This window comes from Mangrovimonas sp. ST2L15, from assembly GCF_001280515.1.
GTDB classification, from domain to species: domain Bacteria; phylum Bacteroidota; class Bacteroidia; order Flavobacteriales; family Flavobacteriaceae; genus Mangrovimonas; species Mangrovimonas futianensis.
In genome coordinates this window covers 611,539-624,876 of sequence record NZ_LBIQ01000030.1, presented here as the reverse complement: position 1 = coordinate 624,876, position 13,338 = coordinate 611,539, and the positions used below count along the sequence as shown (strand labels likewise).

General features: G+C 37.1%; 11 protein-coding genes. 1 reads left to right on the top strand and 10 read right to left on the bottom strand.

All coding sequences use genetic code 11. From position 1 onward, the window contains the following. Positions 1 to 14: 14 nt before the first annotated feature. The 7 genes from ZA07_RS06650 to ZA07_RS06620 all read right to left on the bottom strand — a co-directional run bounded on the left by ZA07_RS06650 (position 15) and on the right by ZA07_RS06620 (position 8,605). On the bottom strand, positions 15 to 830 hold the full coding sequence (locus tag ZA07_RS06650) for a universal stress protein (RefSeq protein ID WP_053970934.1): 816 nt from the start codon (positions 828 to 830) through the stop codon (positions 15 to 17). 29 nt (positions 831 to 859) lie between these two features. Next, on the bottom strand, positions 860 to 2,275 hold the full coding sequence (locus ZA07_RS06645) for an efflux transporter outer membrane subunit (RefSeq protein WP_053970933.1): 1,416 nt from the start codon (positions 2,273 to 2,275) through the stop codon (positions 860 to 862). A 2-nt stretch (positions 2,276 to 2,277) separates the two neighbouring features. Then, positions 2,278 to 5,418, bottom strand: a complete 3,141-nt coding sequence (locus tag ZA07_RS06640; RefSeq protein WP_053970932.1) for an efflux RND transporter permease subunit — start codon at positions 5,416 to 5,418, stop codon at positions 2,278 to 2,280. Positions 5,419 to 5,437: 19 nt separating this feature from the next. After that, positions 5,438 to 6,562 (bottom strand): efflux RND transporter periplasmic adaptor subunit, encoded by a 1,125-nt coding sequence (locus tag ZA07_RS06635; protein ID WP_053970931.1) that lies wholly within the window; start codon positions 6,560 to 6,562, stop codon positions 5,438 to 5,440. A 15-nt stretch (positions 6,563 to 6,577) separates the two neighbouring features. Continuing rightward, positions 6,578 to 7,069 (bottom strand): GbsR/MarR family transcriptional regulator, encoded by a 492-nt coding sequence (locus tag ZA07_RS06630; protein WP_053970930.1) that lies wholly within the window; start codon positions 7,067 to 7,069, stop codon positions 6,578 to 6,580. A 125-nt stretch (positions 7,070 to 7,194) separates the two neighbouring features. Further along, entirely contained in the window at positions 7,195 to 8,214 is a 1,020-nt protein-coding gene (pheS, locus tag ZA07_RS06625; RefSeq protein WP_053970929.1) for a phenylalanine--tRNA ligase subunit alpha, read from the bottom strand. A 34-nt stretch (positions 8,215 to 8,248) separates the two neighbouring features. Continuing rightward, on the bottom strand, positions 8,249 to 8,605 hold the full coding sequence (locus ZA07_RS06620; protein ID WP_053970928.1) for a hypothetical protein: 357 nt from the start codon (positions 8,603 to 8,605) through the stop codon (positions 8,249 to 8,251). Positions 8,606 to 8,656: 51 nt separating this feature from the next. Here ZA07_RS06620 and ZA07_RS06615 point away from each other — a divergent pair, with 51 nt between their 5' ends. Continuing rightward, positions 8,657 to 9,187: a CvpA family protein gene (locus ZA07_RS06615; RefSeq protein ID WP_053970927.1), complete on the top strand. Its 531-nt coding sequence runs from the start codon at positions 8,657 to 8,659 to the stop codon at positions 9,185 to 9,187. Here ZA07_RS06615 and ZA07_RS06610 read toward each other — a convergent pair. Genes ZA07_RS06610 through ZA07_RS06600 form a run of 3 tightly spaced genes read right to left on the bottom strand, consistent with a single transcriptional unit; the run spans position 9,184 to position 13,338 of the window. After that, complete coding sequence (locus tag ZA07_RS06610; RefSeq protein ID WP_053970926.1) at positions 9,184 to 11,361, bottom strand: PepSY domain-containing protein; 2,178 nt, start codon at positions 11,359 to 11,361, stop codon at positions 9,184 to 9,186. The two genes, ZA07_RS06615 and ZA07_RS06610, sit on opposite strands and share 4 nt — an antisense overlap. Positions 11,362 to 11,371: 10 nt before the next feature. Beyond that, positions 11,372 to 11,860 carry a DUF2271 domain-containing protein gene (locus ZA07_RS06605; protein ID WP_053970925.1) on the bottom strand — a complete coding sequence of 163 codons (489 nt, stop codon included), beginning with the start codon at positions 11,858 to 11,860 and terminating at the stop codon, positions 11,372 to 11,374. A gap of 5 nt (positions 11,861 to 11,865) precedes the next feature. Beyond that, a complete protein-coding gene (locus ZA07_RS06600) occupies positions 11,866 to 13,338 on the bottom strand; it encodes an ankyrin repeat domain-containing protein (RefSeq protein WP_053970924.1) in 1,473 nt (490 codons plus the stop codon).

Below are 13,338 nucleotides of genomic sequence, written 5' to 3'. Positions count from 1 at the left end.
CTTACTCTTAAAATTTAATCTACAGGAATAGATAGCAACGGAATATTAAGCCCCGAAGCCATGACCCTTGTTTTACTTTTATGCACAATAGACTCCCAAAAACCATATTTCTTTGGAATCATTACGAGCAGATCTGAATCGGATTCCAGGATTTCTTTTTCAATTTCCTTAATAACCGTATCAGAATTTACTTTCTTATAAACATGGACTACATTTTCCAAGCCTTTTTCAATATGCTCAAAAATAGGATTCTCTGCCTGTAACTCGTTGACTTTCTTTTCAACATAGAACATGGTTACTTGCGATTTGAGCTGTTCGGCAATTTCCTTTAACCGTGCTAATGTTCTAAGTGGAATCGCCTGCATTAAATCGCATGCAAAAAGGATCTTGTCAATTCCCTTAAATTTGGCACCTATGGGTACAGCTAGAACAGGGAATTTTTTCATACTGATCAATGTGGTTGTCGGGTTGCCAAGTAAATTCTGTTCCATGGATTTAGCCGACATTCCCATAACCAATAATCGTGCACCATGGTTATTCATTAAAGTGTCTACCTCACGTTCCCAGTCTATATATTGGCAGTCATATTCAACCTGAATCTTGAACGCTTTGGAAAGATCCTCGGCTTGTTCCTTTAACTTAGCTCTATTCTTTTCTATCAATTTCTCCATCGCTTCTACCGTCAACCAAGTATTTGCGGCGTGTACAGGCAATTTAAAGGAATTGAATAGTACAAGCTTAGCTTGAAACAATTGTGCCAAAGATGCCGAATAGAGGACAGCATTGTCTGATGTTTCAGAAAAATTTGTAGCTACAAAAATAGCTTTCATGATTAATGCTTTTTTTTAAGACCTAATTATTATTTCCATCCACCACCAAGGGCTTTGTATAAATTGACCACACTCAATAATTGCTGAAGTTTGTTGTCTATCAAATTCAACTCTGCACTTAGTGCATTTTGTCTGGCAGTTAACAGATCTAAGTATGTGGCATAACCATTAACCAATAACTCCTCAGAATTTGTTTCAGCTTGTCTTAAAGCTTCTACTTCCTTTTCCCTAAAGTCATATTTTTCTGTTAAGGCATCATAGTTATATAAAGCATTAGAAACTTCATTACCTGAAACCAACAAAGCTCTCTTAAAGTTCAACAATGCTTGTTCCTGTTGTGCCAATGCCACTTCATGTTGTGTTTTAATAGCCCTTTTATTGAAAATAGGCTGAGCCAATCCACCAACGATATTGGCAAAAAGAGAATTGACATTAATCAATTCATCCAATTCCAAACTTTGCAACCCACCTGAAGCCGTAATGGTAAGCGATGGATAAAAGTTACTTTTCGCCACATTTGTCAATTCAAACGCATTGATCAAGGCATATTCTGAAGCCATCACATCTGGCCTATTACGTAACAACGTTGCAGGTACTCCCAATTTAATTTCGGCTTGAAGGTTTTGACCATCCAACTGGGTTCTTTGAATTTCTTGGGCCGGTCTTCCCAGCAATAAATTCAATGTGTTTTCAGTTTGGAAAATGGCAACTTCAACATCTATCAATAGTGCTTTTGCATTGTTGTACTGCGCGATATTTCCATCTACAGCCACCTGATTTACCTGACCTGCGTCCTTTAAAGCTTGGATGGTAGTTACACTACTTTCTCTTGCTGCAATGGTTTGCTCGGTAACTGCCTTTTGAGAATCTAAAGCCAAAAGACTGTAATAAGTAGTGGCTATACTCGCTATCAATTCGGTTTTTACAGCCTGGTGTGCGGAAACACTTTGTAAATAATTCGCCTCACCCGCTCTTTTATTACTTCTTATTTTACCCCAGATATCCGCTTCCCAAGATAGATTTCCAGTGATCTCATACTGGTTAATAGCACCATTAAAGAAGGAACCAAATTGACTATTTTTAGACAATTCTTGATGGGTCATTGAAGCTCCAGCACTTAGACTTGGCAAATACCCAGCTTTTCCTTGTTTCATATAAGCTTCTGCTGCAGCCATTTGTTGGATAGCCACACGAATGTCCAAGTTGTTTTGTAAACCTTCTTCAATATATTGTATCAAATAAGGATCTGTGAACATCTCTTTCCATGATACATCTGCCATTGACAAACTATCTTGTGGCAAATTATCTGTCCTGTAAAGATTGGTTGTTTCTTCAAATTCCGGTCTCTGGTATTCCTTGGCAACAAAACAACTTTGCAAAGTTGAAGCTGCAAGCACTATTAATACCACACGGTTCATAAGAATATTTTTTATAATAGAAATCATGATTAATTTTCTTCTTTTATTTCAACAACAGCTGGTTTACTTGATACTTTTTCTTGTAACCATTGGAATAGTATAAACAAGATGGGGATAACAAATACTCCTAAAATAGTACCTATCAACATACCTCCTGCCGCACCAGTCCCAATGGAATTGTTTCCTTCAGCACCTACTCCTTTTGCCAATACTAGTGGCATTAAACCTAGGATAAACGCAAAAGATGTCATCAAAATAGGTCTTAAACGAGCTTTAGCTCCATGTATGGCAGCATCTACTAGGTCTTCACCATGTCGGCGTCGCTGCAACGCAAATTCCACAATTAAAATAGCATTCTTAGCCAAGAGCCCTACCAACATGATCAAGGCAATTTGGAAATAGATGTTGTTTTCCAATCCCATGACTTTGGTTGAGAAAAACGCTCCAAATACTCCTAAAGGCAACGACAAGATAACTGCAAATGGTAATAGATAACTTTCATATTGCGCTGCCAACAAGAAGTATACAAACACAATTACCAAAAGGAAAATAACGACTGTTTGGTTACCTGCACTTACCTCTTCACGGGATAACCCTGAATAAGCTACTTCATAATTACTAGGTAATCCTTTGATCTCTTCATTAACAATGGCAATGGCGTCACCTGTACTGAATCCTGGATTAGATGCCCCACTAATCTTTGCTGAATTATAAAGGTTAAAACGGGTTACCGTTTGCGGACCATAAACGCGCTTTAAACTTACAAACTGCGTGATTGGCGCCATATCACCACTACCGGTCTTAATATATAATTCATTCAAGGAACTAGCATCACTTCTATCTTCAGGTTGCGCTTGTACATATACACGGTATTGCTTACCAAATCTTGCAAAGTCTGCTGCATATACCCCTCCGATATAACCCTGTAGGGTTGAGAAAATGCTACTGATAGGCACCCCAAAACGTTTTGCTAATGGCACATTGATATCCAATTCATACTGCGGATATTTGGTGTTAAATGACGATTGTCCATACTGAATTTCTGGGTGTTTCATCAAATTACCTATAAACTGCTGGGTGGTAGCATCTAAATCTTCAAAGCTTCCTCCTGATTTATCTAACAAGTTCACTTCAAATCCTCCAGAAAGTCCAAATCCTGGAATACTTGGTGGTGCAAAGAATATAATATTGGCATCTGGAATACTCGCTGCTATTCCAAATAATTTACCTATAATGGCATTGGAGGATTGATCTTCACTTTCACGTTCTGACCAATCATTTAATTTTACGAATCCCAGACCATAATTGGTACCAGCACCACTAATTAAACTTCTACCATTGATTACAGTAACTCCTCTTACACCAGGAATTTGTTTGGCTTTTTGATACATTTCTTGGGTTACCATACTGGTTCTATCCATAGAAGCACCCGCAGGTAATTCCACATTCATAAAGATGATTCCACGGTCCTCATTAGGCACGAAACCTGTAGGTGTACTATTTGCTGCCCAGTATATCCCAACTCCTGACAATATTAAAATAACAGCTGAAACCCACTTGTTTTTGTATAAAAATGTTAAAGATCTTCCATAGCGCTCGGTGGTAGCATTAAACCCAGCATTAAATCTATCGTAGAATTTTTGAAGGAAACTTTTCTTTTTATCCTCATGGTCGTCATGACCCTTTAAAAGTAACGCACACAATGCTGGACTTAAGGTCAAGGCATTCACCGCCGATATTAAAATAGCAACAATCAATGTGACACCAAATTGTTCGTAAAATACTCCTGTTGGCCCCTGAATAAAAGTTACAGGTATAAATACGGCCGCCATAACTAAAGTAATTGAGATAATGGCTCCCGAAATTTCATGCATCGCATCTAATGTTGCTGTTTTCGCACTTTTAGCCCCTTGATCTATTTTGGCGTGTACCGCCTCAACAACTACAATGGCGTCATCCACCACAATACCAATTGCCAATACCAAGGCGAAAAGGGTTAATAAGTTTACGGAGTAACCAAATAAATTCAAGAAAAAGAAGGTTCCAACAATTGCCACTGGCACTGCAATGGCTGGAATAAGAGTAGACCGGAAATCCTGCAAGAAAATAAACACTACCAGAAATACCAACAAGAAAGCTTCTACCAAGGTATTTCTAACCTTATTCATGGAAGCAGTCAAGAAGTTATTGGTATCATAATTGATTTCATAATCAATCCCATCTGGAAAATCCTTAGACAAACGATCTAATTCTATTTTAATACTATTGATAATCTCTTGTGCATTCGACCCTGCCGTTTGGTAAATACCCATATTGACACTTGGATGCCCTTCTGTAAAACCGTATGAGTCATATCCTTGAGCATCTAATTCTATCTTAGCAACATCTTTAAGCCTCAAATATTCTCCATTGTCAAGAGCTTTTACAATAATATCTTCATATTGTTTTTCAGTTTTAAAACGACCACTATACTTGATATTATATGAAAATGCCTGTCCGTCATTCTGACCTAACGATCCGGCAGAAGCCTCTAAACTTTGCTCACGTAAGGCAGCAGTTACATCACTTGGAACTAAATTATAGGCGGCCAATTTTTCTGGTTTCAACCAAACACGCATTGCATAATCCTGGTTGGAAAATACGTTGACGTCACCAACACCATTAACCCTTTGTAATGCAGGAATAACGTTGATTTTTAAATAATTCTGAACGAATGTTGCATTGTAATCATCATTTGCTGAATATACGGAAAGGAACATCAAAGCTGATGTTTGCTGTTTTTGTGTGGTCACCCCAGTTTGTACAACCTCTTGAGGCAATAAGGGATTAGCACGCGACACTCTATTTTGAACGTTTACCGCAGCAATATCCGGATCCATTTCTTGATCGAAGAAAACGGTAATATTAGCGGTACCGTTGTTGGCAGCAGAAGAGGTCATATAAGTCATCCCCTCAACACCGTTAATCTGCTCTTCAATCGGGATAATCACACTTTCCAAAATAGTTTCGGCACTTGCTCCTGGATAAGTCGCATTCACCTGAATGGTTGGTGGTGCAATATCTGGATACTGTTCTACGGGCAACGTGGTATAGCCCAGAACACCCAGAATCACTATAATGATGGAAATAACGGTAGACAATACCGGTCTTTCTATAAATGTTTTTAACATAATTTCTGTCTTCTAAATATTATTGAAAAAGAGGTTTAATAGGCTTAACAATACTATCAAAAGCCATCTTTTGTGGTTGTATCGGTGTACGATTACGTAATTTTCCGATTCCCTTAACGACAATAAGGTCTCCAGCCTTAACACCAGACCCCACAACATATAGTTCATTTGACTTATCTGCAATAGTTATCAAAGTTGCCACTGCTGTATTCGATTCGTCCACTTTATATACAAAGGTTTGTCCTTGTTGCTCAAAAGTTGCTGACTGTGGAACTACCACAGCATTTTCATAATTTTTAGGAATTTCAATAGTTCCACTATTCCCATTAGTAAGTAATAGATTAGGATTACTAAAGGTAGCTCTAAAACTAACAGTACCTGTGTTTGCATCTATTTGACCCGTTACTGTTTCTATAGTTCCCTTCTGGTCATATGCTTGACCATTAGCCAAAAGCAATCCCACCTTTGGGAAATTGTTTATTTTATCTTGAAGCGTTTTACCCTCGGTCTGTTGTAAAAAGTTCAGGTACTCCGTTTCATTCATTGAGAAAAAGGCATATACGTTTTCAATACTAGCGACAGTGGTTAAAGGTCTAGCATTTGTAGCACTTACTAAAGACCCTTCTCTATAAGGAATAGCGCCTACATATCCATCAACAGGACTTGTAACAGTAGCATAGCCTATGTTAGCCAAAATACTGTTGTAGTTACTTTTGGCTTGAGCTAAATTAGCTTTAGCCGTCTCCAATTGCATCGGACTGATGATGTTCTTGTCTACCAATGGCTTTAATTTTTCAACCTCAACTTGCGCCACATTGACACTTGCCTTGGCTGCTTCGGCATCTTGGCTCAAACTTTGGGTTTCTAGCTTAAATAAAGCTTGTCCCCTTTTTACTTTTTGCCCCTCATCTACTAAAACCTTTTGAATGTATCCTGAAACCTTAGCACGAACTTCACTATTTATAGTTCCTTCTATGGTTGTTGGATAAGTCACATAGGATGTAATGTCCTTTTGAGGAATTTCAGTAACGGCAAATGGTAATGCCTGAGCTTGTTGTTGGCTTTGCTGAGGTTCTTGTTTACAGCTATATATCCAAATCGACAATATAAAAAGCGATACTAGGCGATAATTCAATGTTTTCATTTTAATGTACTCGGATTATGAATGTGTTTCGGTTAATTTTTCTTTTAATATTACTACTGACTCCATCACCACATTTAAATAAGTGATATAATCGTCATGAAATGTCATTTCAAATTTTGACTCATCGTCAAGTATTACATTCTTGTCTTTTTTGTATTGTTTAATTTCCAAATGAAGGTCCAACTCAGCTTTCCACATTTGAATCATTTTATCCATGTTTTGTATTATGGAATCTCTATTCAGGATATAGTATTTTTTTCTATCTCCAGGTTTGGTGAAATAATTAAGAGACTTTAAATCCAAAAGATGATTTAGGTGGGTTGAAATAGTACTTTTACTCGCACATAAATCGGTCACCAAATCTTCAAAGGTAGTTCCGGTTTTCCCCGTTAGAATAATATAGGACAGTATTCTTGCTGCAACTGGAGCTAGATTGTCTCTTTTTTCAATAAACACACCTAACTTCTCAATTAAAAGCTTCTTTTTTTCTACCAGATCTTGGTCCATTTTCAGAAAGTTTGAAACAAAGGTACGTTTGGTTCGGACAATTCCGAACTTATCGAAGTTAAAAAATTGTTAAATAAAAAAAGTCCGATGTTTATCGGACTTCAAATCTATTTATGTGGTGCTTTTTATAAAGCGGACTTAAACTGCTCTAAGAAACGAACATCATTTTCACTTAACAGTCGAATATCGCCTATTTGATGAAGCAACATGGCGATTCTGTCAATTCCCATACCAAAGGCAAATCCAGAATAGGTTTTTGAATCGATTCCACAATTCTCCAATACATTAGGATCTACCATTCCACAACCCATGATTTCCAACCAACCGGTTCCTTTGGTAATGCGATAATCTACTTCCGTTTCCAAGCCCCAATATACATCAACCTCAGCACTTGGCTCCGTAAACGGGAAATAAGAAGGACGTAACCTAATCTTTGATTTCCCAAACATCTCCGTAGTAAAATACTGAAGCGTTTGCTTTAAATCCGCAAAACTTACATCCTTATCAATATACAACCCTTCCACTTGATGGAAGAAACAATGTGATCTAGCTGAAATAGCCTCATTTCTATAAACCCTTCCTGGAGACACCGTTCTAATTGGAGGCTTGTTATTCTCCATATATCTCACCTGAACAGAGCTGGTGTGTGTTCTTAAAAGAATATCTGGATCGGTTTGAATAAAAAAGGTATCCTGCATATCTCTAGCTGGATGGTATTCAGGCAAGTTCAATGCTGTAAAGTTATGCCAGTCATCTTCAATCTCTGGTCCTTCACTCACGTTAAAACCTATCCTCGAAAATATATCTATAATTTGATTTTTTACTATGGAAATAGGATGTCTAGACCCAATTTCAATAGGTTCGCCTGGTCGGGTTAAATCCCCATAAATACCCTTTTCCTCTTCCTTGCTTTCAAACTCTTCCTTTAGAGTATTTACCTTCTCCTGAACCGTAGATTTTAGAGTATTGATAGTTTGTCCAAATTCCTTTTTTTGATCGTTTGCAACATTCTTGAACTCCTTGAAATAGTCATTAAGCAAACCCTTTTTACCTAAATATTTGATTCGGAAAGCTTCAATCTCATCTTTCGACTGAGCTTTAAATTCCTCTGCTTCAGCAATCAACTCTTTAATCTTATCTATCATAACTCCTAAAAATGAGTGGCAAATTTAATAAATCTTACTTGATATATTCTGTTTCCAAAAAATAGTTTACAATGGCTTCCTTCATTAAAACACTTTGCTCTCCAGATTTTAAATTAGGAAGTTGTTCCTTGACTTTATAATGAGGCCATCCCTCATCATCAAAGAAATCAAACTCATAATAGCCATATGGCTCCAATAGCCTACAAATAGCTATATGCATCAAATCGACTTTATGGTCTTTTTTAAATTTTCTATGTAACTGTCCCAATTCCTGAACCCCTATTAAATAGATAATAGCATCCAGATCTAATGGGTCTCCGTCTGCAAATTGAGTGGATAATTTGGTCACTACGAGTTCCCAACGTTCCTTTAATTGTTCGTCTCTAGACATAATAATTTTAAAGTTGCAAAGTTACAGTATATTTACAGAAATAATACACCTATGAGCATTATTGATATTGTTTTGGCCGCCCTCATATTATTCGGAATTGTTCGAGGGTTTATGAAAGGTCTGTTTGTAGAAATTGCATCTTTGGTTGCCCTGGTAGCGGGTGTCTTTGGAGCGATTCACTTCAGTTATTTCGCCTCTGACCTTCTCAAAGAACATTTTGAGTGGGAAGAAAATACCATTTCCATTGTAGCTTTTGCCATTACTTTTTTAATTATCGTTTTAGCTATTGCCCTTGCAGGGAAAGCTTTAACTAAACTGGCCGATTTTGCAGCATTGGGTATTTTAAATAGGTTACTTGGAGCCATTTTTGGCGGACTTAAAATAGCATTGATTCTAAGTGCTCTTTTGGTCATTTACGGGAAATATAATGATACTATCGATTTGGGACAAGAAGAGCACATGAAGGACTCTGTGCTTTATGAACCGGTTCAATCTTTATTGCCTACCATTTTCCCGATTATTATGGACCGAAATGCTAATGCGATAGAGCGTCCCACTAAAGAAGATGAAAACGCTTCCTAGTAACAGTCCATCCTTAATTGCTGTTCCTTTTGAAAATAACTTAATGGTTTTTGAGCATAGTCAGAACATATAGTTTCCAAAGCATTTATGACTCCGTTCTGCATAGCCAAGGAGCCACAAAGCATGATGGTTCCTCCATTCAACAGTAATTTTGCAACCTTTTCGGCATCATTCAAAAGTAGGTCTTGTACATACGCTTTATGATGCTCCCGAGACAATGCCAATTGAAAACCACGAAGTTTCCTATCTTGTAAATAGCCCTCAACCTGTGATTTATAGAGCTCATAGGAATCTTGGGTTCTTAACCCTAAATACAATTGAATGTCATGTTTTTTGTTTTCATCAATCATCCCTAAAAATGGGCCAACCCCAGTACCGTTGGCAATCATCATGACTTGAGATTTCTTCTTTGGAAGATGAAAATGGGTATTACTTATAATTTTTCCTTTTAGAATATCTCCTGCTTCGCCGTTATAAAGGTAATTTGATCCCAGACCGTTCTCATAAAACTTAATGCTCAATTGCATGTGGCCCTTCACTTTCCCAATAGAATACAAACGTTCCCTATAATCATTTTTGGGATAAACAGCCAATAAATCACCAGATTGAAACCTCTGATACCCTTTGGATTTAAGCGTTAATAAAAAAGTATCATCTGGTTGATTATGGACATCCGTTTTGGAAAGAATGGTTGCCTTTTTGGTTAGTTTTGGTTTTGTTTGAAGCTCTTCCAATGCTATCGATAGCGGAATTTCTGCTTTTTTTGACCACCTATTAACCCATTTCTGAAAAGATTCTATGGATTTATCATTAATGGTGAATGGCTTCAAAAACTGAGAAAATCTAGAATTCATTATTTCATCTGCATCAAAGGCAAATTGACAAAAATCTGGATAAGCCAAAGATCCAAACCCTACCACACAATAGTTGACTCCTGATGGCTTCATGTCCTTTACGATGTCCAAAAACTTATTGGCATTTGTTGGTGCTTCGCCCTGACCATAAGTCGCCGTCATGACAATAAGATGTTTGGCATTTGGGTAATCTCCAAAATCATTCAATTCTGAAATAAACACTTTTTTATTGGCCTTTAGCAATCCTTCATAGAGCACTTGGGCATAACTAAAAGTAGAACCGTTTTCTGAACCGACCGAAATGATATACTCACAGTCATTCTTTTTAAATTTATTCTTCAAGCGCGACTTCCGACGTTTTAAGGTCATGGCAAAACCGGAATACACAAAATAGATAATATTGACTCCTGCTATAGCTAAAATTAAAGACCATAATATACTTCCCTTACCTGTATGCAGATTCAAACTTAATCTGGACAACAGTTGGAAATTAGACTGCGGAATCTCACTTAAAATCTCGCCAGTAAACTGATTTATGGCTAGCTCCCTATTTTTTAGTTTCAGAATAAAATAATCTTCTACATCATCAGAGAATGGAAATTCCAAGGACTTAACTTCAGAAAGTTGAGTGGAATTAAATACAGAAATAGGTTTGACAGGACTTGCTTTAAGCGTTTCGAAATTTACATGGTGTCCATTTGCTTCTTGGGGTAAAACATCAAACTTTTCTAAGGATAAATAGACTCCTGTTAAACTAATTATAATTATTGGAATCAATGACCATCTGCCTAATACAACATGCCAATACTGGTTAAAGTTTTCATTGACAACCTTGGAGAAAAACTGTTTGAGTCCTCTTTGTCGTTTAATCACCAAGACTAATCCAGAGAGCGCAATTAAACACAAAAAGAAGGAGAAAAGCCCCACTAGAAACCTCCCTGTGCTTTTTAAAAATAAGGACCTATGGAAATTGGTGACCCATTGAAAAAAAGGTGATGGTTTTATTTTCTCCCCTAAATACTGCGCTGTTTCTGGATTGAAATATCCTTCTAAATTTTCACCATCTTCTGTAAAAACAGAAGCCGCAACAAAACCATTTGCATCAATATTTATTTCAATAATCTCTGAATAATTCTTTTTAAAAACAGCTACGGTTTCCGCCAAAGAAACTTGGCCCAAATCGGAAACATGATAGGGCTGCATTTGTTCCGAAATAGGCTGAAATGCCAAAATAATTCCGGTAATCGAGGCCAAAAGAATAAATACAAAGGAAGATACAGCCAACGCCAAGTGACTGTATCTCCAAATTGAAATGGTCATAAATGTTTCTTTAATTAGGCATCATACGAACATATCGGATAAATCCTGTTCCTTCATGTTTGTCTTTAATACTCTCAGTAGTTAACGGAAATTCCAAATCCGTTTGATAATATTCTTGATCTTCAACTGCGGTCTCAAATCGAATTTTATAACCTGCATTGATTTTTGAATCATCTATGGAAATAACAGAAATGGTTCGTTCCCCTCCAGAAATAGTGGCTCCTGTAATGGCATCGATGTTATTACGCTTTTTACCATAAAATTTCCACCAAGATTCCAAAGTATTGTACCACTCACTGTCATCCCCTTGAACATATAGCGTTTCTTCATAATCCCCTTTTGGATTGATTAACGAAATAACGATATACGCGCCTTCACCAGTATAATTGGTCATTTGAACCATACATTTATACTTAATAGGATCTACATTATTAGTAAAGGAGTAAAACCCTAATACTAACAAGGTCAAGAATGATAAAAAACTTACTTTTTTAAACATTTTATTTATTTTAAAAATTCTATTGATACCTGATTCTTTTCTAACAACTCGTTCTCTTGTGCCAAATCGTGTGCTGTTTCTTCAAATTCGGTGGTGATTTTTTTATTGGCACCATGGTTAAGCAACCATTTCATGATTTGATCATCCTTAGCTTTCATAGCAGCCAAGTGTAAGGCCGTATTTCCTTCCTTGTTTTTGGCATTGATATCCAAATTCATTTTAGCAGCCATATCTAAAAGCTCCTTGCTTCCCTTTTTAACCGCTAGGTGGTACCATGTATCACCGTTACCTTGTTCTTGTTGGAGATCTAAACCTTTTTCACTTAATAGTTTTAACTTACCATCGAAGGCTTCTTTGTTCCTAGCATTGTAAGATTCTAACAAAGCAAAAACCAAATTGTTCCCTTCTGCAGTTGTTACACCTATTTCAGCTCCCTTATTTATCAAGTAACCTACTACATTGGATTTATTCCCTGCAATTGCCAAGTACAAAGCTGTTTCACCTTTTTTATTGGCATGGTTGATTTGCTTGACATCTTCCCCTAATAATTGAACGACTTCCAATTCATTTCTTTGACACGCATTCATGAAAGGGGTATTGCCATTGTGATCTTCCTGATTGACACTTAGTCCTTTTTTCAACAAATAGTTTATAACTTCCTTATCCTTACTGCGAGCTGCGACAATATGTAAAGGGGTTTGACCTTCGTCATTGGTGACATTTGGAGTTAAACCTTTAGTCTCCAAAAATTTATAAACCTCAACTCCATTGGCACTTCCTCTAGCACCAGCAGCGGCAAATAAAAAGGCCTGATCATTTCCTTTGATTCCCTTTTCAAGAAGTTGATTCAATAATTCTAGATTACCAGTTCTAGCCACATAGTTAAACACCCCGTTACCTTCTCTATCAACACTGTTCACATCAAGTCCTTTAGACTTAAAATAAGTTATCAATTTAATATCTTGATCGTTTGGAGCGGCAAGAAGTAAGGCATTGGCGCCATGGTTATTCACATCCTTTTGAAGATTGGCACCGTTGGCTAAACAAATATCATATACCTTAGTATTCATTTGTCCGCGACCTGCAGCAAAGTTCAAAGGAGTTAAACCATGGTCGTCTGTTATATCCATTCTTGCACCACGATCAATAAGAAACTGCATCAATTCGGTATTTCCGTTGTAGGCAGCCCAAAACACATAAGTTCTACCGTCATGGGTCAATTTATTAACATCGTTCCCCTTCTGAGAAATGAGGTGAGTGATGGTTTCATAAGGAGCATCGGCTAAAATGGCCATTACCACACCATCAAAATTGTTCCCATTGGCTTGGGCTGGGTCATTACCCTCTTTAATCTTTTCATCTACCAATGCCATGGTAGGTTTTGCTTTCCAAAAATCTCTGTTCAGAAATACATTTTCTTGAGACACACCAACCGTTACTTGAATTAGTGCTAAAACGAATAAAATATTCTTTATCAT